Annotated in this window: 22 protein-coding genes; 10 read left to right on the forward strand and 12 right to left on the reverse strand. The window is 64.0% G+C overall.

Going from position 1 to position 20747, the window contains the following annotated elements; all coding sequences use genetic code 11:
- Positions 1-3: 3 nt before the first annotated feature.
- From gspN to gspG, 8 genes are all read right to left on the reverse strand, one after another.
- Positions 4-813 carry a type II secretion system protein N gene (gene gspN, locus ACCQ08_RS16385; protein ID WP_373450395.1) on the reverse strand — a complete coding sequence of 270 codons (810 nt, stop codon included), beginning with the start codon at positions 811-813 and terminating at the stop codon, positions 4-6.
- 14 nt (positions 814-827) lie between these two features.
- Complete coding sequence (gene gspM, locus ACCQ08_RS16390; RefSeq protein ID WP_373450396.1) at positions 828-1382, reverse strand: type II secretion system protein GspM; 555 nt, start codon at positions 1380-1382, stop codon at positions 828-830.
- Positions 1379-2632 carry a type II secretion system protein GspL gene (gene gspL, locus ACCQ08_RS16395; protein ID WP_373450397.1) on the reverse strand — a complete coding sequence of 418 codons (1254 nt, stop codon included), beginning with the start codon at positions 2630-2632 and terminating at the stop codon, positions 1379-1381. Before gspL ends, gspM begins: the two co-directional genes overlap by 4 nt.
- A 72-nt stretch (positions 2633-2704) precedes the next feature.
- Entirely contained in the window at positions 2705-3712 is a 1008-nt protein-coding gene (gspK, locus tag ACCQ08_RS16400) for a type II secretion system minor pseudopilin GspK (RefSeq protein ID WP_312412294.1), read from the reverse strand.
- Positions 3709-4416, reverse strand: a complete 708-nt coding sequence (locus tag ACCQ08_RS16405) for a prepilin-type N-terminal cleavage/methylation domain-containing protein (protein ID WP_312833987.1) — start codon at positions 4414-4416, stop codon at positions 3709-3711. The genes gspK and ACCQ08_RS16405 overlap by 4 nt, the downstream gene beginning before the upstream one ends.
- Positions 4416-4841 carry a type II secretion system minor pseudopilin GspI gene (gspI, locus tag ACCQ08_RS16410; RefSeq protein ID WP_373450398.1) on the reverse strand — a complete coding sequence of 142 codons (426 nt, stop codon included), beginning with the start codon at positions 4839-4841 and terminating at the stop codon, positions 4416-4418. The genes ACCQ08_RS16405 and gspI overlap by 1 nt, the downstream gene beginning before the upstream one ends.
- Positions 4807-5256, reverse strand: coding sequence for a Tfp pilus assembly protein FimT/FimU (locus ACCQ08_RS16415; RefSeq protein WP_373450399.1), 450 nt, complete (start codon positions 5254-5256; stop codon positions 4807-4809). Before ACCQ08_RS16415 ends, gspI begins: the two co-directional genes overlap by 35 nt.
- Before the next feature lie 54 nt (positions 5257-5310).
- The gene (gene gspG, locus ACCQ08_RS16420; RefSeq protein ID WP_239809394.1) at positions 5311-5766 is read right to left on the reverse strand and encodes a type II secretion system major pseudopilin GspG; all 456 of its coding nucleotides are present in this window, start codon (positions 5764-5766) and stop codon (positions 5311-5313) included.
- A 64-nt stretch (positions 5767-5830) separates the two neighbouring features.
- Here gspG and ACCQ08_RS16425 point away from each other — a divergent pair, with 64 nt between their 5' ends.
- A complete protein-coding gene (locus ACCQ08_RS16425) occupies positions 5831-6424 on the forward strand; it encodes a type II secretion system protein N (RefSeq protein WP_373450400.1) in 594 nt (197 codons plus the stop codon).
- 44 nt (positions 6425-6468) lie between these two features.
- On the opposite strand, the gene ACCQ08_RS16430 is transcribed toward ACCQ08_RS16425, so the two are convergent.
- From ACCQ08_RS16430 to ilvA, 3 genes are read right to left on the reverse strand one after another with little or no spacing between them, the layout of a single operon-like run.
- Complete coding sequence (locus ACCQ08_RS16430; RefSeq protein ID WP_373450401.1) at positions 6469-7053, reverse strand: histidine phosphatase family protein; 585 nt, start codon at positions 7051-7053, stop codon at positions 6469-6471.
- Positions 7050-7886, reverse strand: coding sequence for an adenosylcobinamide-GDP ribazoletransferase (gene cobS / locus ACCQ08_RS16435; RefSeq protein ID WP_373450402.1), 837 nt, complete (start codon positions 7884-7886; stop codon positions 7050-7052). Before cobS ends, ACCQ08_RS16430 begins: the two co-directional genes overlap by 4 nt.
- Before the next feature lie 23 nt (positions 7887-7909).
- Positions 7910-9478: a threonine ammonia-lyase, biosynthetic gene (ilvA, locus tag ACCQ08_RS16440; protein WP_239809390.1), complete on the reverse strand. Its 1569-nt coding sequence runs from the start codon at positions 9476-9478 to the stop codon at positions 7910-7912.
- A 468-nt stretch (positions 9479-9946) separates the two neighbouring features.
- Between ilvA and ACCQ08_RS16445 the strand changes: the two genes are divergently transcribed.
- From ACCQ08_RS16445 to ACCQ08_RS16455, 3 genes are all read left to right on the forward strand, one after another.
- The gene (locus tag ACCQ08_RS16445) at positions 9947-10396 is read left to right on the forward strand and encodes an OsmC family protein (protein ID WP_239809389.1); all 450 of its coding nucleotides are present in this window, start codon (positions 9947-9949) and stop codon (positions 10394-10396) included.
- Positions 10397-10494: 98 nt separating this feature from the next.
- Positions 10495-11094: a MarR family transcriptional regulator gene (locus ACCQ08_RS16450; RefSeq protein WP_312412328.1), complete on the forward strand. Its 600-nt coding sequence runs from the start codon at positions 10495-10497 to the stop codon at positions 11092-11094.
- The gene (locus ACCQ08_RS16455; RefSeq protein WP_373450403.1) at positions 11060-11500 is read left to right on the forward strand and encodes a DNA-binding protein; all 441 of its coding nucleotides are present in this window, start codon (positions 11060-11062) and stop codon (positions 11498-11500) included. The genes ACCQ08_RS16450 and ACCQ08_RS16455 overlap by 35 nt, the downstream gene beginning before the upstream one ends.
- Before the next feature lie 42 nt (positions 11501-11542).
- Here ACCQ08_RS16455 and coq7 read toward each other — a convergent pair whose 3' ends face one another.
- The gene (gene coq7 / locus ACCQ08_RS16460; RefSeq protein WP_373450404.1) at positions 11543-12163 is read right to left on the reverse strand and encodes a 2-polyprenyl-3-methyl-6-methoxy-1,4-benzoquinone monooxygenase; all 621 of its coding nucleotides are present in this window, start codon (positions 12161-12163) and stop codon (positions 11543-11545) included.
- Between the two features lie 324 nt (positions 12164-12487).
- Between coq7 and ACCQ08_RS16465 the strand changes: the two genes are divergently transcribed.
- From ACCQ08_RS16465 to ACCQ08_RS16490, 6 genes are all read left to right on the forward strand, one after another.
- Positions 12488-13543, forward strand: coding sequence for a porin (locus tag ACCQ08_RS16465; RefSeq protein WP_312461665.1), 1056 nt, complete (start codon positions 12488-12490; stop codon positions 13541-13543).
- A 552-nt stretch (positions 13544-14095) separates the two neighbouring features.
- Complete coding sequence (locus ACCQ08_RS16470; RefSeq protein ID WP_312412341.1) at positions 14096-15676, forward strand: ABC transporter substrate-binding protein; 1581 nt, start codon at positions 14096-14098, stop codon at positions 15674-15676.
- 246 nt (positions 15677-15922) lie between these two features.
- The gene (locus tag ACCQ08_RS16475) at positions 15923-16903 is read left to right on the forward strand and encodes an ABC transporter permease (protein ID WP_133857713.1); all 981 of its coding nucleotides are present in this window, start codon (positions 15923-15925) and stop codon (positions 16901-16903) included.
- Between the two features lies 1 nt (position 16904).
- Entirely contained in the window at positions 16905-18122 is a 1218-nt protein-coding gene (locus ACCQ08_RS16480; protein WP_373450405.1) for a M20 aminoacylase family protein, read from the forward strand.
- A gap of 51 nt (positions 18123-18173) precedes the next feature.
- Complete coding sequence (locus ACCQ08_RS16485; protein ID WP_312527424.1) at positions 18174-19748, forward strand: ABC transporter substrate-binding protein; 1575 nt, start codon at positions 18174-18176, stop codon at positions 19746-19748.
- A gap of 52 nt (positions 19749-19800) precedes the next feature.
- On the forward strand, positions 19801-20712 hold the full coding sequence (locus ACCQ08_RS16490) for an ABC transporter permease (protein ID WP_239809381.1): 912 nt from the start codon (positions 19801-19803) through the stop codon (positions 20710-20712).
- Positions 20713-20747: the final 35 nt, after the last annotated feature.

Raw genomic sequence — 20747 nt, forward strand, 5'->3', positions numbered from 1 at the left:
TGTTCAACCAACCGAGAGCAGCACGCGGCTTCCGCTGCGCTGCCCGATCATAGTCAATAGATTTGCGAGAGCCGCCTCGCGCCCTTCGGCGGCCCAGGCTTCCCCCTGAAAACGCAGGCGCTGGCCCACCCATTGGCCCTGGCCTTTGAGCTGGAGCGCGCCATCCAGGGTGGTCAGCTGCAAGCTGGTGCTGTCACCGCCTTGCAGTTGCAGGCGGTAGCTGCCCAGCGGCTGTATCGTCGACAGGCGGGAGGTCACCGCCATCACATCGAGATCGGCGCCGCCTTCGACCTGCAGGCGCCCGGCATTGAGTGCCAGCGACAGATCATGGGTTTTGAGCAGCAGCTGGCCTTGGGGCTGGAGGGTGTTCCAGGGCGTACCCAGACCCACCAGCAGCGATGCCGGCCAGCGGCTTTCATGCGCGCCCAGTTGCACCTTGGCACCGCCCCAATGGGGCTGGATGCGGATGGGCAGGGGCGCGGCCATGCAGCAGCTGGCATTCCAGCGCATGTTCAGGCCCCGCAGGCCGGGGCGCAATGCCCAGTCCACCCGGCCGGGCAGGGCCATCTGGTCGCGGCTGGCCTGTCCGCCGGTCAACACCCACTGGGCGGAACCGTTCCAGACCGTGCCACGCGGCTCGCGTAGCTGCAACTGGCCCTGGCTGGCCCAGGCCAGGCCTTGCGCCAACCAGTGTGCGGGCGCAAACAGCACCAGCGCGGCCAGGCCGCCCGTGCAGGCGCCCAATACTGCCCAGCGCCAGGGCGCACGGGCGCTGCCGTGGGGCAGGGTGGGGTTCAAGCGTTGCCGGGCCATGCGCTGTGTGCCGCTTACTGGGCCGGCAACTGCAAGACGATGTTGCCCGACCAGGTGGGCGCGGCAGCGGGGCCTGCGCCCTTGGCCGGCTCGTCGCGGGTCAGGCGCAGCTCGGTGGCAATCGCATGCGCATTGGCCCGCACCTGGCCCAGCCAGCGCTGGGTGGAGGCGGCCGAGGCGCGGCTCAACGTGACCGTCACGCGCTCGCCGAGCACCGTCAGTTTGGCGCTGGTGCCCAGCTGCTGCGTGAGCGAGGCTTCGAGCTGCTGGCGTGCCTGCGTGGCGGTGATCGTAGTGGCCGATTGCAGCTGGCGCGCTTCGGCCTGCAAGGCCTGCATGCGGGCGAGCTGCTGGTCCAGCTGCGCATGTGCGGCGGGCGCGCTGTGCCAGGTCTGCAGCACCGGCGCAATGGCCAGCCACCACAGGAGCGCGATCAGCACCACGCCAGCGGCCAGGCTGACGCCCCGGCGCTCACGCGCATCCAGCGCGCGCCAGCGTTGGCGCAGCAGTTGGGCTGCGGAGGACGAGGCCGCTGCAGATGCCGGCGGGCGGGAGGAGTGTTTCTTCATGGCTGGGCCTGCGCGCGGATGACCCACTGGTCGTTTTGCATCTGGGCCTGCAGGCCCTGGGCTTGCAGTTTCTGGCGGAAGGCATCAAAGCCATCGGTGGGCAGGCCGCGCAGGCGCAGCTCGCCGCCACTGTATTCGACCGTGCTCGGCACCGTACCTGCGGGCAGGCTGGACAGCGCCTGGCCGGCAGCGGCCAGCAGCGGTTCGGCGTCTGACGGCGACAAGCCGCCCGAGGCCTGGCGCAGGTTGGCGACTTCGCGTGCCATCTGCACGGGCGCATCGACCACGACTTGCACGTTGGGGAAGGCCTGGGTCAAGGTGCTGCGCACCAGTGCGGCCTTGGCCTGCAACTGCTGGCGCTCTTGCCAGGCCCAGATATTGGCGCCCACCAGGCTGAGCACCACCAGCGCCAGCACGGCCCAGCGCGCCGGGCGCCATGCCGGGGCATGGAGCACATCATTGAGGCCGCTGCCCAGGCGCCGTTGCAGGCGGTTGCGCCCACTGTTGGCAAATTCGAGCTGCGCCAGGTCCCAGTCGCTGCGTGCAGCATCGCGCATGGTCTGTGCAGGGCTGTAGAGCTGCACCGGGCGCTGCAGCCAGTGCTCGGCGGTGCTGACCACGGCCGGCTCGGCATGCACAATGCTGTCGGGGCCGAGCGAGGGCAGCAGTGCTGCGCTCTCGCGCGAGACGGGCAGCACCAGCACCGCATCGGCGCTGCCGGTGCCATAGACCACGGCCTGCGCCAGCTCAGGGCTGCCGGTGACCAGGAGCTGCGCGCCATCGGGCGACGGCTCGCCTGGCGCATGGCTGGGCACCACGCGGGCTACGGCGCGGCCTGCGGCTTCGAGCACCTGCAAGTGCTCGCGCAGCCACTGGCGTGGGCAGCAGGCAACCCAGATCGGTTCGCCCTGGCCGGTGGCACGGGTATCGGGTTGCAACGCGAAGTGCAATTGGGCCGGGTCGTCCAGCAGGCGCTCTTCGAGCAGGCCCTCGAGTACGGCACGCAGCCGGGGCGAGCCCGGGCCCACGCCTTGGGGCAGGCTGACCCGTTGCCACGACAGCAAGGCCGCCGGTACCACGGCCACCACCTCACCGGCGCGGCCAGGTTGGGGCAGCAGGCCGGCGGTGGTGCTGCCTTGCTGGCTGATGGCCACGCCATCCGGAGACAGGGCGTAGCTATAGCTTCCGGCTGCGCTGGGCGCCGTGTCCGGCCCAGCGGCCGGCGGCAGTGAAATCAGTAAGGTACTCATGAGCGTGTTGTGCGCTGCATTGTAGAGGGCTCGGCTTCACCAAACTGCAATACGTTTGTCATCATGTTTCTGTTAGCGCGCCGCCACCGGGTTGCCGCTGCCATCGCCCATCAGGCTGGTGGCCAGCGCGGCACCGCGCTCGCGCACCACCGTCGTTACATTCAGCCCCTGGCGGTAGACCAGGGATTTCTCCTGCACCACCAGGTCGTCAAAGCGCAGGCGCGCCCAGACTTCGAAATACACCGATTTGACATCGAGCAGTGCGTTGGCATTGGTGAGCGCGGTGTTGCTGCTGAAGCGCTGCTGCAGCTCGGCGGTGCTCTCGAAAGCCTTGTTCAGCCGCATCTGGGTGATTTGCTGGGCCGTTGCAAAATCCAGGCCCTCCACGGCGGCCCAGATGACGGTGGCCGAGGCGGTATTGACGTTGACCCTGCTCTCCTGGGGCAGCAGCACCACATAGGGCTCCAGCTGGGTCAGGGTGGACGGCGACAGGCCCCACCAGGCCAGCTCCTTGTAGGTGCGGGGCAGCAGCGGCGCATTGGCGGCCTTGCCCTCGCTGCGCAGCGCGGCCAGCGCCTGCTGGCTGAGGACGGTCAGCTCGGCACCGGGCAGACCCAGGCGCTCGAACAGGCGCTGGAACTGGCGCAGCGCAACGGTATTGATCTGGTTGTTGGAGACGAGGTTGCGGATGTTGAGGCGCGCCTGGGCATCGACAATTGCGCCCGACAGAAAGGCCTGCGCGGCATCGATGCTGCTGTCATCGGCATTGCTCTGGTTGTTGGAGGCCTGCAAAAAGGTGGAAAGCCGTGCTTCGGCCAGCGGCACCGACCAGGGCTCGGACAGCGAATCAGGGCCGCCCACGCGCGCATCCTGGCGCAGCACCTGGCGAGAAAAATCCAGACCGCCCAGCAGCAACCAGGCGGCCTGCACGCGGGTGCGCTCGGCGCCTTCGACCTCCAGATTGCGCCATTGCTGCCAGACGGCACTGGCGGCAATGGTGGCCACCAGGGTGACGGTGAGCATGGCGGCCAGCAGTGCTGCACCGCGCTGGCCGCGAGCGGGGATGCGGAGCGGCTTCATGATTTGTTGCCCGACACGATGGGGTTGACCCAGTCGTTGGTGATGACGCCCGACAGCGCGCCCGGTGCAGGCAGCTCCAGGCGCAGGCGGATGCCATCGGGCAGCGCCACCGTCGTGGGGTTGTTGGCATCGGTCTGGGGATTGGCGCCCTGGCTGGACAGCGGGTTGCTCCAGCTGTTGCCCCGGAAATACAGCAGCTGCCAGCCGCTGATGGGCATCAGCACGGTTTGCTGCGGGCCGCCGTCGCCGGAATTGTTGGTGATGGCGCTGTTGGTGACGGCATGGGCGGCCATGTCCCAGGCCTGCTGCCATTGCTGCAGATCACGCACTGGCGAGGATTGCCAGCGCACCCAGTAGTCGCGGTTGCCCAGGCGGCGCTGGGCCCAGCTGACGACGCGCAGGCCTTGCTCGTTGATGTCGCTGCTGCGGCGCGTGAGCCGCAGCACGCGGCCATCCCAGTCCAACGGGGTGGTGCTGGAGACGCGCTCGATGCCATGGAGGTCGGTGTTCCACTGCGACAGTGCAGCCTGCACCACCATCACCTCTTCGCTGTAATCGCGGGCCTGCTGCTGGGCGCGCACCATGCCATCGATGCCGCGCCAGCTGGCAATGGTCATCACGGCCAGGATGGAGATGGCGATCAGCAGCTCGATCAGGGTAAAGCCCTGGCTGCGCTGCTGGCTGATTCGGGGGACGCGCTGCATCAGTACCTCCCCACAATGGTGCTGAGGCGCAGCAAAGGTGCGCCACCGGAGAACACATGGGCATCGATGCGGCGGAAATCCGGGTTCGGCGTGGCAAACACGCCCACGCGCACATCGAACAGGCGGCCAGCCTGCTCGCAGGCCACGCTGGTGGTGCCCAGCCCGGGCAGTTGCTGGGAGAGGCGCGCGGCGATCAGCTGGTTTTCGGCGCAGATCTGCGCGAGCATCACATCGCTTTGGCGCCCTGCGGTCTGGGTCAGCGCGTTCATCGCCTTGCCGCCGGCGAGCAAGGCGATCGCGACAATGGCGAGCGCGACCAGCACCTCGATCAGGGTGAAGCCGGAGTGGGGCGAGGACTTGCTGCGCACGCGGTGCTTGTCGGGAAAGGGTTCAGGGGGCCTGCAGCGCAAAGGGGCGCACCCCATCGGTGGCCACGGCAATACTGCCCGCGCTGCGGTTGGGGTAGGCCAGCACCACCGTCTGGGGGCCGATCAGTGCCTCGGGCCCCAGGATGATATCGCCACTGCTGCGCACTGCCACCGGCAGGTGCAGCCAGGCGCCCTGGCGGGTGCCGCCTTGCAGGCCTTCGATCACAAAGCCCTGGCTGTCGGCCCGCCAGCGCACTGGCTGGCCGCTGGCGCGGGACTGGGCCCGGGCGGCCTCCAGCTGCGCGGCCAGGCGCTGGCCTTCGCGCTGAAGCTGGTCCTGGCTGTTGTCGCCCATCGCAAACACCACGCCGGCGCTGGCCAGCGCCATCAACGTGATGACGACCAGCAGCTCCATCAAGGTAAAGCCGCGCTGGCGGCGCGGCTGGAAGGGGTGTGGAAGGGGGCGGGGCATGGAGGCCGGAGAGCGGGGCAGCGGGAAAGGGCAGAAAGCAGGAATCAGGCAGGCTTATTGCCAGCTGCCGATGTCGGCATTGTTGCCTTCACCGCCGGCCTGGCCATCGGCGCCAAAGCTCATCACATCGACCTCGCCTTTGACGCCAGGGTTCAGGTACTGGTAGGGGTGGCCCCAGGGGTCATTGGGCAGCTTTTCCAGATAGGGTTTCCAGTTCATCGGCGCGGGGCCGGAGGTGGGGCGGTTGATCAGCGCAGCCAGGCCTTGCTCGGCGGTGGGGTAGCGCTGGTTGTCCAGCCGGTAGCGCTTGAGCGCGCCGCTGATGTTGGTGATATCGGTGCGCGCGGCGGTCACGCGTGCCTCGTCGGCAGCGCCAATCACATTAGGCACGATCAGCGCGGCCAGCACGCCGATGATGACCAGCACCACCATCAGCTCGATCAGGGTAAAGCCGCGCTGGAGGTTGGCTTGGATGCGGCGTGCAGCAGACTGCGGACGTAAGGAAAACATCATGCTCTCAGGTCTCAGGGGGCAAAGTGGTGAAACTGACATCTGGGTGCATCATAATCTGCGAATGGTGACACTATCACGCAACCCCTGGTCTCCTCGGTTGGCGGCCGGCCTTTTGTGGGCTGGCGCTGCGGCATTGGCGGTGTTCTGGGGGCTCAAGCTGTCGGCGCCGGGCCAGGTGCTGTCGGCCCCCCAGGCCGGTGGGCCTGCCCCGGTGCAGGTCGATGGCGCCGCGATGGCGCGCCTCTTGGGTGTGCAGGATGGCGCTCCCGTTGCGGCGCCCGCTGCCCCCACCCGTTGGCGTCTGCTGGGTGTGATGGTGGGCAAGGACAGCGGCGGGGGCGCTGCCGTCATCGCCGTGGATGACCAGCCTGCCAAGGTGTTCCGTGTGGGCGCGACCGTTGCCGATGGCCTGGTGCTGCAGGCGCTGCGCAGTGATGCCCCGCGCGCCGTGAGCCTGGGCGCTGGTGTCGATGGCCCGGCCGCTGTCACCATCAACCTGCCTGCGTTGCGCCCGGTGGATGCCGTGGCTGCGCCGGTCCCGGCTACCGCACCCAATACCGTGGCTGCGGCCCCGCAAGCGGCTGCTTCTGTGCCAGCGCCTGTGCCGGCCACAGCGGCGAATGTGGACCGCAGCACGGGTTCGCTGCGCGACTGATCGCGGGCGCTTTACGTAAAAGTTTGTTGGGCGGCTGAGGGTTCTTACAGATCGCCGAACAGCGGCAATCGGAGCCATTCCCCATAAGCGAGTTTGACCGAGGGCCAGTCCTTGGCCAGCGGCAGCCGTTGGCCCCTGGTCAGCAGCCAATGCGCGCATTGTGCGACACCAGCGTGGCTGATCCAGAGAACGGGCTGGCCGGTTTCCCGCGCCTGCTGGCGCGCGGCATCCAGCGCACGCGTGATGCGCGCCATCATCGTGGCCAGCGATTCGCCGCCGCCTGGCGGATAGGCCATGAAGTCGGCCGTCCAGGCCTGCATCTCCTCGCGGGCAATGCCATCCCAGCGCTGGCCTTCCCAGGCGCCAAAGTCCATTTCTGCCAGATCGTTGCAGGCGCGCAGCTGGAATGCCGGTGCCTGCGTCTGCAAGGCGGCGGCCAGCTGCGTGCAGCGCTGCAGCGGGGAGTGCCAGACGGTGCCGGCCGGCAGCGCCTCGGCCGTCCAGGCGCTTTGCAGCGCTTGTGCGGCGGCGGCGGTGGCCTTGTCGTCAGCCGCCATGTCCGTGCGGCCGTAGCAAACGCCCGGCGCCACCAGCGGCTGGGCATGGCGCTGCAGCCACAGCGCGCTCATGCCAGCGCCTGGGCCAGCCAACTGCCGGCAGGGCCCAGCGACAGCGCTGCACCCAGGTAGAACGCGATTTCGCTGACCTGCTCGGCAGCGCCCAGGCCGTCGCCGGTGAAGCCTTGCAGGCGGCGCTGCAGCCACTGGCGCATCCACAGCGCAGCGGCGGCGCTGAGCACCAGCGCCAGCAGCAGCACCACCCAGCCTTGGGCCAGGCCCAGCAGCAGGGCGGCGGGCAAGGACCAGGCTACACAGCAAGCCAGGCCTTTGCGGCTGATAAAGGCCGCCAGCGGCTTGCTTTTGGACGAGGCGCTGTCGCCCACATGGGGCAGGCTGCGCACCACAAACATGGGCCAGAGGCGGGCGATGACATGGGCGGCCACCAAGCTCGCCATGGCCAAGGACAGGCTGTGGCTGGCGAGCAGCGCGATGAGGGCGGTCTTGCTGAGCACGGCCAGCACCATGGCCATCGCGCCATAGGCACCGATGCGCGAGTCCTTCATGATCTCCAGCGCGCGCTCACGCTGGTGGCTGCCGCCCAGGCCATCGACCACATCGCTCAAACCATCCTCATGGAAGCAGCCGGTGAGCAGCACGGTGGCCAAGGTGCTGAGCACGGCAGCGACCAGTGGGCTGTAGCCGTTGCCAGACGGCAGCAGCAAGCTGCTGGCGGCCAGCACACCGGCGGCCACCAGGCCCACGATCCAGCCCACGCCGGGGAAATGGCCGGCGCTGGCGCGCAGCATCTCGGGGCTGTAACCCACCCAGTCGCCCAGCTTGCCGGTGATGGGAATGCGGGTGAAAAACTGCACCGCCAACAGAAAATGGCGCAAGGCTTGCATGCTGCGGCTGGGCTCGTTCGGTTTTACGCCTGCAGGAACAAGCGGTAGGCCGGGTTCTGGGTCTCTTCGATCCAGGGGTAGCCCAGGTTGTTCAGGAACTGCTCAAAGCTGTGCGAATCTTCCTTGGGCACCTGCATGCCGACAAGGATGCGCCCGTAGTCTGCACCCTGGTTGCGGTAGTGGAACAGCGAGATGTTCCAGTTCGGGGCCATCAGGCTCAGGAACTTGAACAGTGCGCCGGGCCGCTCGGGGAAGATGAAGCGCAGCAGGCGCTCATCCTGCGCGAGCTGCGAGCGCCCGCCGACCATATGGCGCACATGCTCCTTGGCCAGCTCGTCAAAGGTCAGGTCCAGCGCTTCAAAGCCGTTTTTCTGGAAGTTGCGGCAGATCTTTTCCGACTCGCCCTTGCTGTTGGTCGAAATGCCAACAAAGACATGGGCGCGCCGGTCATCGCTGATGCGGTAGTTGAATTCGGTCACGCTGCGTGCGCCACCGGGCAGGTTGCCAATGACTTCGCAGAAACGCTTGAAGCTGCCGCGCTCCTCCGGAATGGTGACGGCAAACAGCGCTTCCTTTTCCTCGCCCACATCGGCGCGCTCGGCGACAAAGCGCAGGCGGTCGAAGTTCATGTTGGCGCCGCTCAGGATCGCGGCATACGTCTCGCCCTTGGTCTTGTTCCTGGCCACATACTGCTTGATGCCGGCCACGGCCAGTGCGCCGGAGGGCTCGACGATGGAGCGGGTGTCGACAAAGATGTCCTTGATCGCAGCACAGACGGCATCGGTGTCGACCGTGATGTATTCATCGACTAGGCCATGGGCAACGCGGAAGGTCTCCTCGCCCACCAGCTTGACGGCAGTGCCATCGGCAAACAGGCCCACATCGTTCAGTGCCACGCGCTTGCCTTCGCGGGCCGACTGGATCATCGCGTCCGAATCGTTCATCTGCACGCCGATGACCTTGATCTCGGGCCGTACGGCCTTGATGTAGTTGGCCACCCCGGCGATCAGGCCGCCGCCGCCAATCGCGACAAAGACGGCGTTCAGCGGCGAGGAGCCGATTTTCTGCACCTGGCGCATGATCTCCATCGCGATCGTGCCCTGGCCGGCGATCACGTCGGGGTCGTCGAAAGGATGGACAAAAGTCAGGCCTTGTTCCTTTTGCAGCGTCAACGAGTGCTCGTAGGCATCGCTGAAGCTCTCGCCCATCAGCACCACCTCGCCCCCCAGGCCCTTGACGGCATCGACCTTGACCTGCGGCGTGGTGGTCGGCATCACAATGACGGCACGGGTGCCCATGCGGCTGGCCGACAGCGCCACACCCTGGGCATGGTTGCCTGCCGAGGCGCAAATGACACCCGCCTTGAGCTGTTCGGCCGTCAGATGGGCCATCTTGTTATAGGCACCCCGCAGCTTGAAGCTGAATACCGGCTGCTGGTCTTCGCGCTTGAGCAGCACCTTGTTGTGCAGGCGGCGGCTGAGGTTCTTGGCCGAGTCCAGGCTGGATTCAATGGCCACGTCATAGACACGCGCAGTGAGAATTTTCTTCAGGTAATCGGCCGGCGTCAGCGCGGCAGCAGTCTTGGTGGGCATAGGGATGCACGCTAGAGAAATGAGGCAACGAGAAGGTAGCGCATGCGGATGGCGCGCCTGGTTGATGCGCCAGCCCGCAAGACATGCGCGGGTGGCGGCATGGGCGGGGGTGGCGGGCATCAGGTGATCGAAAGACCGCTGCACTATAACCGCTGGCGTTCACTGGAGCGGACCGGCAGTGGATTTGCGCCAGCGACGGGCAGAAAAAAAGCCCCTGATGTGAATCAGGGGCTTGAAACCACCATTTGAGAGGTGGAGGAGACAACTTGCAAGCTACATCCAGCAGTTTTGGCATCGCCTGGCTGTGGAGCAGCAGATGGGTCCAAGTATAGCGATGTTTCTGCTGCGATGCAGCAAAATAATGCCCGCAACCATTTTTTTCTCCAATGCTGTTGATAGACAGCAACAAATAGCAGGGGTTAGGGCAGATCTGCCACACTTGTGGCGTCTGATTTTTGGAGAGATGCAATGGAATGCACGGTGACATGGACGGGTGCGAGCGGCGCCCGCTCGGGAATGGGCTTTGTGGCGGAAACCGGCAGCGGCCATGTGGTGGCCATGGATGGCGCGCCCGACGCGGCCAACCCGGCCAACGGCGGCCAGAACTTCGCAGCCCGCCCGATGGAGCTGCTGCTGGCCGGCACCGGCGGCTGCACGGCCTATGACGTGGTGCTGATCCTCAAGCGCGGCCGCCACGATGTGAAAAACTGCACCGTGGCCCTGAAGGCCGAGCGCGCCGACACCGAGCCTAAGGTGTTCACCAAGATCCATATGCAGTTCACCGTCACCGGCAAGGGCATTCCGCCAGCGGCCGTGGAACGTGCGATCGCGATGAGCCACGAGAAATACTGCTCGGCCAGCATCATGCTTGGCAAGACGGCCGAGATCACCACGGGGTTTGACCTGGTGGAAGGCTAAGCAGGGGTGTTGACATTCCGCAATGCCCTGGGGCAGCTGTGCAGGATGTCAACTGGCCTTGTAGTTCGATGCAAAAAAGGCGACAATTGACGCCTTATATGAATCAATCTTTGATTGCCTTGCTGCTGCCGGAGTACCGGCGACGTGTCCTGGGGCTGTTGCTGCTGCACCCTGATACGCAGCTGCACGGGCGAGAAATTGCCAGACGCACGGGGCTTCCGGCGGGCACCATCACCCGAGAACTTGGCAAGCTCACGTCGGTGGGCTTGTTGCAACGAGAAAAACGGGGCAACCAACAGCTGTACCGCGCAGACAAGGGCTGCCCTGTTTTTACAGAGCTGGCCAGTATCTTGCGCAAGACATCAGGCGTGGCCGATGTGTTGGCAACCGCCCTGGCGCCTGTTGCAGACAAGATCGATGTGGCCTTTATCTATGGTTCTGTGGCGCGCGGAAAAGAGACTGCGGGCAGCGACATTGACCTGATGCTGGTCGGTCAACTAGGATTTGACGAGGCGGTGCAGTTGCTGTGGCCGCTTCAAGCCGAGTTGGGCAGAGAGATCAATCCGCACGTGCTGGACCAGCAAGAGTTCGCAGCGCGCTCCCAGGAGGCGTTCATGCGCGATGTGCTGTCCAAACCCAAGATCTTTGTGATGGGGAGCGACGATGAGCTTGCAAAACTTGGTCGGCATCAGTCTTGAGACCGTCGAGCCCAATGCGCAGCAAGTGCGGTCTTTGCTCGCTGCGGCCGACCGCAACATTGCCGACGCACACCTCACCGGCTTAAGCGAAGAAAACCAGTTTGATGCTGCCTATAAGGCTATCATGCAGTTGGCCATGCTGGGCCTGATTGCCAATGGCTACCGCCCACTGACCAGCAAACCCGGCCACCACCAGACCGCCATCCAGACGCTCGCGCTTACTGTGCAGTGGCCCAGTCAGAAGATCTGGCCGCTGGACGCCTTGCGCAAGCAGCGCAATTTGACGGACTACTCAGGAGACTTGGTGACCCAGGCAGCGGTAGACAGCTGTCTGACCAATGCCATGGCCTTGCGGGGCCATGTGCATGCCTGGCTGCTGGCGCAGCAGCCTGACTGGTTGGCTTAAGAATGCTTGCCGGCCGCCTCAGAGGCGGCCTTCCATCCTTGTCTATATATGGTGCGCCGTCACCGTCATCACCTTGGAGGCGATCTTCATCAGCATCCGGGCGGGCAGGGGCACGGGCAGGGCGCCGGCGTCCACCGCCGCGGCGGCATGGCGTTCTTCGTCGGCTTTCATCTGGCTGACGACGGCGCGCGAAGGTGCGTCGTGTGCGGGCAACAGCTCCAGGTGCGATTGCAGGTGCAAGGACACCTGGTTCTCGGTCTCTTCGACAAAACCCAGGCTAGCGCGGTCGCTGACCGTGGCGGCCACGGTGCCAATCACGAAAGCGCCGGCAAACCACAGCGGGTTGAGCAGGCTGGGGCGCTCGCCCAGATCCTGCAGGCGCTGATGGGTCCAGGCCAGGTGGTCCATTTCTTCCTGGGCGGCGTCCAGCAGGTGTTCGCGCAGATGCGCGTCGCGGGTGACCATGGCCTGGGCGGTGTAGAGCGCCTGTGCGCAGACCTCGCCCACATGGTTGACACGCATATAGGAAGCGGAGAGCTTCTTCTCCTCAGAACTGAGATCGGGCTCGTCCATGCCCGTGGCAGGCGAAGGGGTGGCCGCACGGGGTGTTGCAAACAGGGTGCGCAGCGCAGTATCTGCTGCGCAAAGGAGTCGTTCTTGCATAGGGTGTCATGCTAACCAGTAGAATACACCCCGCTGCAAACATGGCGAATCTCCTCTGAAACGGCTTGTTTTGCAGCAAATTTTTTGTCGAAAAATTGGACGGCGGCTGACATTCGTTAAACGTTGCACTCAAGCAACGATTTACAGCGAATAGGTCCTCAAGTGGGGGAATTTGTTTGCGCAACCGCCTGCGGTCTGTTGAAATAGAGAGAACTTCCACACTAGGAGGTTGGCGCGGGAGCAGGTAGAAGTTGTGCAGAACCGTGAGGCTGACATCAACCCCCCCGTACCAGCGCCGTCTGTTAAACCTTGGAGTAACTCGCAATGAAAAAATCTCTTGTTGCCTTGGCAGTGCTGGCCGCTTCCGGCGCCGCAATGGCTCAATCTTCCGTGACCCTGTTCGGTATCGTTGATGCTGGCGTGACCTACGCTAAGACCAGCGGTGGCGAAAGCAACTACGGTCTGACCAACTCCGGTAACGCCACCAGCCGTCTGGGCTTCCGCGGCGTGGAAGATCTGGGTGGCGGTCTGAAGGCTGGTTTCTGGCTGGAAGGCGCAATCCAGAACGACAGCGGTACCGCTTCCGGCGGCGGCGCTGCAGGTCCTGGCTTCGAGTTCAAGCGTCGTTCCACCGTGTCCCTGATCGGCAACTTCGGTGAAGTGCGTCTGGGTCGTGAACTGACCAGCGCTTACAACGTGGTTTCCGGCTACGACGTGTTCGGCCAAGTTGGTATCGGCCAAAACTTCAGCTTCGGCAACGGCACCTACGGCTTCGGCGACCCAGTTCGCGTGGGCAACATGGTTTCGTACTACACGCCTAACATCTCCGGCTTCACCGCTGGCGTGAACTACGGCTTCGGCGAAACCGCTGGTGACAGCTCCGCTAAGCGTTATGTTGGCGTGACCGCTGCTTACAACAACGGCCCTCTGAGCGCCGGCATTGGTTTCGACCAGCAAAACGACCCAACGACCAGCTACGAAAAGGCACAAAGCCTGGGTCTGGGCGCTGCTTACAACTTCGGCGCTTTCAAGCTGTCGGGTCTGATCCGTCAAGTGCAAAGCACCCCAGTGGGTGGTGGCAGCAAGGCTAAGTTCCAGTCCGCTGGTCTGGGCGCAACGGCTGCTGTCGGCGCTGCTGGCGAAGCACGTCTGGCTTACAACTACTACGACAACAAGGAAATCGAAGGCAAGGCTCACCAGCTGTCGCTGGGCTATGTCCACAACCTGTCGAAGCGCACCGCTCTGTACGGCACCTACGCTTTCCTGAAGAACCAGAAGAGCGAAACCATGAGCCTGTCGGCTAACGGCCTGGGCATCGACCCAGCCCGCGCTGGCAAGAACCAAAACGCTATCACCGTTGGTGTGCGTCACGCTTTCTAATGAATGGCTAGGGTTTCCTAGCTACTCAACCTGAAAAGCAAAAAGCCCGTCGAAAGACGGGCTTTTTTTATGCCTGCGCGAGCCACGCGCCCGGCACTGGCCAAGGCCGCGCACCGCCATCGTTGCGGCAGCATCAATGGTGCTCGCCGCTGCAGCTTGAATGCCCCCGCAGCGCGCTGGGGCTGGGCGCAAGGCGTCGGATTGGCGCTTGATCCTGGGTTTTGTTCCTTTCTGCCAACGTTGAGAAGGAACTGCCAGGTGCCTTGTTGCAGCCTTCCTACAGGCCGCACGCTGTATCGCTGTTGATAGCCCCCAAGATGCCGTTGTACCGCGTTCCACCAGCAGCCTGCGTTGGCGTCGCTCATCGCCCTGCTGTGCAGGCATTTTCAGTTTTGCCAGAAGAAGCCGTGTTTTGCCCGACAAAACACCTGCTTTTGCCGGTCACCTAGCAGAAATAAGCCGAACTCGGGAATATCCCCTGCTTGGGGGAAGCACCATGCGGAAGATCGGTTCCTTGCGGCATAGTGGGGCACTACTATTCTGCGAGGACTTATGAAACAGCCTTCTCTTGCTCTGGTTGCGATAGCGGTAGCCACCGTTTTGTCAGCTGGCGTGGCCCAGGCCAAGCCCTTCAAATGGGCCAGCCAGGCCGACGTCGCCAGCTGGGATATCCATGCGCAAAACAATGGCCTGCACAACGCCATTCACCCTTACGTCTACGAGACCCTGGTCACCTATAACAGCAAGACCTTTCAGGTCGAGCCGCTGCTGGCTACCTCGTGGAAAGAAGTCACCCCCAAGCAGATGCGCTTTGCGTTGCGCCAGGGCGTGAAGTTCCAGGACGGATCGAGCTTCACCGCCGATGATGCGGTGTTCTCGATCACGCGTGCGATGGCCAAGACCTCGAACTATGGCCCCTTTGTGCAGGGCATCGAGAAGGTCGTCAAGGTCGATGACGCGACCATCGACATCTTCATGGTGGACCCCAACCCGGTGCTGCTGCGCCAGATGACCGAGCTGCGCATGATGAGCAAGGCCTGGTCCGAGAAGAACAAGTCCACTGAACCGATGGACATCAAGAAGTCCGACGAGAATTTTGCCCACCGCAATGCGATGGGCACGGGGCCTTTCATCCTCGAATCCTGGCAGCCCGATGTACGCATGGTGCTCAAGAAGAACCCCAACTGGTGGGGACAGATGCCGGGCAATGTGACTTCGATCACCTATACCCCGATCAAGTCGGCGCCCACCCGCATGGCGGCGCTGCTGTCGGGTGAAGTGGACATGGTGCTCGATCCCACACCCCAGGACCTGAACCGCCTGCGCGCCAGCCCGGATCTGAAGATCCTCGAAGGCCTGGAGAACCGTACGATTTTCTTCGGCATGGACCAGTTCCGTGACGAGCTGCCCGGGTCGAACGTCAAAGGCAAGAACCCGCTCAAGGACCAGAAGGTGCGCCAGGCGCTGTACCAGTCCATCGATATCCAGGCGATCACCAAGACCATCCTGCGTGGCCTGGGCAAGCCCACCGGCACCCTGGTGGCGCCTCAGGTCAACGGCTGGACCGAGGCAGTCGGTCAGCGTCTGCCCTATGACCAGGAGGCCGCCAAGAAGCTGCTGGTTCAAGCGGGTTACCCCGATGGTTTTGAGGTGGACTTTGCCTGCCCCAACAACCGCTATATCAGCGACGAGGCGATCTGCCAGGCGGTCACCGCGATGTGGGCCAAGGTAGGGGTCAAGGCCAAGCTGCGCACCTTGCCGATGGTCACCTACTTCCCGATGATCCAGCGCAACGAAGCGAGCATCTACATGCTGGGCTGGGGCGTGCCTACCTTCGATTCGCTCTACAGCCTGCAGTCGCTGGTGCGCACCGTCGGCAAGGGCGGCGACGGAAACTACAATGTCGGCCGCTACAGCAATGAACGCATGGACTACCTGGTCGATCGCGTCAAAACGGAAACCGACCAGCCCGTGCGCACCCGCATGCTGACCGAGGGCTTGCAGCTGTCCAACGACACGGTCTCCCACCTGCCACTGTATGACCAGGTGATCCCCTGGGCGATGAAGAAGAACATCGACCTGGTGCACCGTGCTGACAACCGGGTCGACATCAAGCTGGTGACAGTCCGCTGACCAGCGGCGAGCCGTTTGCAGGCCTGCCGCCCGATAGGGTGGCAGGCTGTTCCATAAAAAGCGAAAGAAGAATAGGCAGACAACACGGGTGCTGGGGATCCTCTGCAGAGCCCTCGCCAAAACGGGATGGACACCGATCGGGACGAGACGCCAGCGGCTCGCCCGGGCCTGCGTTCAGACCATGGCGGAGCGTTTTGCAAAGGGTCCTGGGCACCTTCCCTCTGTTTGTCACGATGAGAGTCAGCCATGTTTGCATTCATATTGCGCCGATTGATACAGGCGGTGATCGTGATGATCGCCGTGGCGTTCATCTCCTTCATGTTGTTCCAGTATGTCGGTGACCCGGTCACCTTCCTGCTGGGCCAGGATGCCACCCCCCAGCAAATTGCCGAGTTGCGCAGCGCACTGGGGCTGGACAAACCCTTTTTCGTGCAGTTCTGGCACTTTCTGGTGAATGCCGCCCAGGGCGAGTTCGGCATCAGCCTGCGCCAGGGTGCCAAGGTCTCCTCACTGATTGCCGAGCGCTTCCCGGCGACCTTTGAACTAGCCATGGTCGCCGCGTTGCTGGCCCTGGTCATCGGCGTGCCGATGGGCGTGTATGCGGCGCTGCGCCGTGGCAGTTTCATGAGCCAGGTGTTCATGACTTTGTCCCTGCTGGGCGTGTCCTTGCCCACCTTCCTGATCGGCATCTTGCTGATCCTGATCTTCTCGGTGCACCTGGGCTGGTTCCCGAGCTTTGGCCGTGGCACGACGATGCAGCTGGGCTTTTGGAGCACCGGCCTGCTGAGCGCCAAGGGCTGGCACCACATCATCCTGCCGGCCATCACGTTGGCGGTGTTCCAGCTCACGTTGATCATGCGCCTGGTGCGTGCCGAGATGCTGGAGGTGCTGCGCACCGACTACATCAAGTTTGCCAAGGCCCGGGGTCTGAGCAACCGCACCATCTACTTTGGCCACGCACTGAAGAACACGCTGGTGCCGGTGATGACCATCACCGGTCTGCAGCTGGGCGGCCTGATTGCCTTCGCGATCATCACCGAGACCGTGTTCCAGTGGCCCGGCATGGGACTGCTGTTCATCCAGGCGGTCACCTTTGCCGATATCCCCGTCATGGCCGCCTACCTGTGCCTGATTGCGCTGATTTTTGTCGTGATCAACCTCGTGGTCGATCTGTTGTATTTCGCTGTCGACCCGCGCCTGCGCGTCGAGAAATCGGGAGGGCACTGAGATGCCACGTCTGCCTTACAGCGCGAGCTCGCGCGCTTTTTCTCACCTCGCCCAGATCCATCCGGAGCTGACGGCCTTCCGCCGTGACCTGCATGCCAACCCGGAGCTGGGTTTCGAAGAAAAATACACCGCTGCCCGCGTGAGCGAGGCCTTGCGCCTCTGCGGCGTGGACGAGATCCACCAGGGCATCGGCAAGACCGGCGTGGTCGGTGTGATCCGTGGCCACAAGCACGGCAGCGGCCGCATGATCGGCCTGCGGGCCGACATGGATGCGCTGCCGATCACCGAGCAGGGCAACTGCAGCTGGCGTTCGGGCAAGCAGGGGCTGATGCATGCCTGCGGCCATGACGGCCACACGGCGATGCTGGTGGGCGCGGCCCGCTACCTGGCCGAGACCCGCAACTTTGACGGCACCGCCGTGCTGATCTTCCAACCGGGCGAGGAAGGTTATGCCGGTGCGCGCGAAATGATCCAGGACGGCCTGTTCGAGCGCTTTCCGGTCGATTCGGTCTATGCGATGCACAACTGGCCGGCGATGCGCCAGGGCATGATCGGCATCAACCCGGGCGCAATGATGGCGGCGGCCGACCGCATCCAGATCAATATCACCGGCAAGGGCGGGCATGGCGCGCACCCCTACCAGACCAACGATGTGGTGCTGGCGTCGGCCCACCTGATCACCGCGATCCAGTCCATCGTCTCGCGCAATGTGCGCGCGATCGATTCTGCCGTCATCAGCATCTGTGCAGTGCAATCCGGTGACCTGGCTGCGTTCAGCGTGACGCCGGGCTCCTCGACCCTGGTGGGCACGGTGCGCACTTTCAACCCCGATGTGCAGAACATGGTCGAGCGCCGGCTGGGCGAGCTGTGCCAGGCGCTGGGCCTGGCCTTTGGCGTGAACGCGCAGCTGCAGTACGAGCGCTCGTACCCCGCCACCATCAATACGCCTGAAGAGGCCCTCTTTGCCGGTGATGTCGCCTCCGAGCTGGTCGGCGAAGCGCTGGTGGTGCGCGACATGGACCCGAGCATGGGCGCCGAGGACTTCTCCTTCATGCTGCAGCAAAAGCTGGGGGCCTATCTGCGCCTGGGACAGGCCGTCGGTGACGACATCATCCCACTGCACAACAACCGCTATGACTTCAATGACGATGTGCTGCCACTGGGGGCAGCGCTGCATGCCGGCATCGTCGAGCGTGGCATGCCGCTTGCATTGGGCTGAGGCCTCGGCACCCGGCTCCTCCAGAGCCGGATTTCACAAAAAGGGGAAAACATGAAGCACACGATGAGCAAGACCTTGTTGGTATCGATGTTGGCTGCCGCCTATGTTTCCGCCGGCGCGCAGACCGTGCGCATCGGTTCCCAGGGCGATGCGCTGTCCATGGACCCGCATTCCTTCAACGAGACGGTACAGCTGAGCGTGACCGGCAATGTCTACGAGCCGCTGGCCGGCCGCAACAAGGATCTGAGCCTGCGCCCGGTGCTGGCCACCCAATGGGAGCAGACCTCGCCCACGGTCTGGCGCTTTACCTTGCGCAAGGGGGTGCAGTTCCATGATGGCACGCCGTTCACGGCCGATGATGTGGTGTTCTCGATGATGCGCACGCAGCTCGAGGGCTCGGACATGAAGTCCTACACCAATCCGATCAAGGAGACCCGCAAGGTCGACGACTACACGGTCGATATCGAGACCAAGGATCCAGCCCCGATCCTGCCGAGCATGATCTCGCAGGTCTACATCATGAGCAAGGCCTGGTCCGAGGCCAACAATGCCGTCAATCCGGTGGACCGCCGCAAGGGCATCGAGAACACGGCATCGTTCAAGGCCAATGGCACCGGGCCGTACCGCGTGCGCGAGCGCCAGCCCAATGTGCGCACCGTCTTCAACCGCAGCGCCAACTACTGGGACAAGATCGACGGCAATGTGCAGGAAGTCGTCTACACGCCTGTGGCCAACGATGCCACCCGCGTGGCGGCGCTGCTGTCGGGCCAGGTCGATGTGATCGATCCGGTGCCGGTGCAGGATCTGGACCGCGTGGCCAACACGGGCAGCACCCGCGTGGTGTCCGGGCCGGAGCTGCGCGCCATCTTCATGGGCATGGACCAGAAGCGCGATGAACTGCTGAACGCCAGCGTCAAGGGCAAGAACCCGTTCAAGGACAAGCGCGTGCGCCAGGCCTTCTACCAGGCCATCGATATCGAAGGCCTGCACAAGCAGGTGATGCGCGGGGCATCGGGCAATCTGGCCACCTTGATCGGCAAGGGCGTCAATGGCTACGCCGAAGACATCAAGCGCCTGCCCTACGATCCTGCCGCCGCCAAGAAGCTGCTGACCGAGGCGGGCTACCCGGATGGCTTTTCGCTGACCTTGAACTGCTCGAACGACCGCTACATCAACGACAGCCGCATCTGCCAGGCCGTGTCTGCCAATCTGGCCAAGATCGGCATCAAGGTGCAGCTCAATGCCGAGACCAAGGGCACCTATTTTCCGCGCATCATGCGCCATGAAACCGCCTTCTACATCCTCGGCTGGACGCCATCAACCTACGACGCACACAACCCGCTGCTGGCCCTGATGAACTGCAATGACGGCAAGGGTGCGGGCGCGTTCAACTACGGCAACTACTGCAACCCCAAGGTCGATGCGCTGACCCGCCAGGTGCAGTCCGAGACCGATACGGCCAAGCGCAACCAGGCGATCCATGAAGCGCTGCAGACCGTAGCCGACGACGTGGGCTACCTGCCGCTGCACCAGCAGTTCATGAACTGGGGTGTCAGCAAGAACGTGGAGCTGGTGCAGATGGCCGATGGCTTCATGCCCTTCAAGTGGATGACGGTGAAGAAGTAAATGCCCGGGCCGCTGCGCTGCAGCGGCCAGCGATTAGAGAGAGAAGATGACGATGAAAAACCGAATCAGGCGCTGGATGGACAGCGATGTGGGCTACAGCTTTCGCAACTCGCCCACAGCCATTGTGGCGGCGCTCATTGCGGCGGTATGCGTGTTCTGCGCGCTGTTTGCCGGCTGGGTGGCGCCCCACAACCCCTTTGACCTGACCACCCTGGAGCTGAGCGATGCGCGCATTCCGCCGGTCTGGAGCGAAGAGGGTGGCTGGAAGTACATTCTGGGCACCGACGACCAGGGCCGCGACATTCTGTCGGCGCTGATGTATGGCGCGCGCATTTCGCTGATCGTCGGCCTGGCCTCGGTGGCCTTGTCCGTGGTGGTTGGCGTGGGCCTGGGCCTGCTTGCAGGCTTCAAGGGCGGCTGGATCGATTCGGTGCTGATGCGCCTGTGCGATGTGATGCTGTCCTTCCCAGCCATTCTGGTGGCCTTGCTGATCGCTGGTGTCGGCCGCGCGGTGTTTCCCAATGCCAACGAATCGCTGGCCTTTGGCGTGCTGATCCTCTCGATCTCGCTGACCGGCTGGGTGCAGTATGCGCGCACGGTGCGCGGCTCCACGATGGTGGAGCGCAACAAGGAATATGTGCAGGCCGCCCGCGTTACCGGCGTAGCGCCGCTGCGCATCATGGTCAAGCATGTGCTGCCCAATGTGCTGGGCCCCGTCATGGTGCTGGCCACCATCCAGGTGGCGACGGCCATCATCACCGAGGCGACCCTGTCCTTCCTGGGCGTGGGCGCACCGCCCACCTCGCCATCGCTGGGCACTCTGATCCGCGTGGGCAATGACTACCTGTTCTCCGGTGAGTGGTGGATCACGATCTTCCCGGGCCTGATGCTGGTGCTGATTGCGCTGTCGGTCAACCTGCTGGGCGACTGGCTGCGCGATGCGCTCAACCCGCGCCTGCGTTGATGGTGCGGACACAAGACGAACAAGGAACAACCACG

The organism is Comamonas sp. SY3 (assembly GCF_041730275.1).
GTDB lineage: Bacteria > Pseudomonadota > Gammaproteobacteria > Burkholderiales > Burkholderiaceae_C > Comamonas > Comamonas sediminis.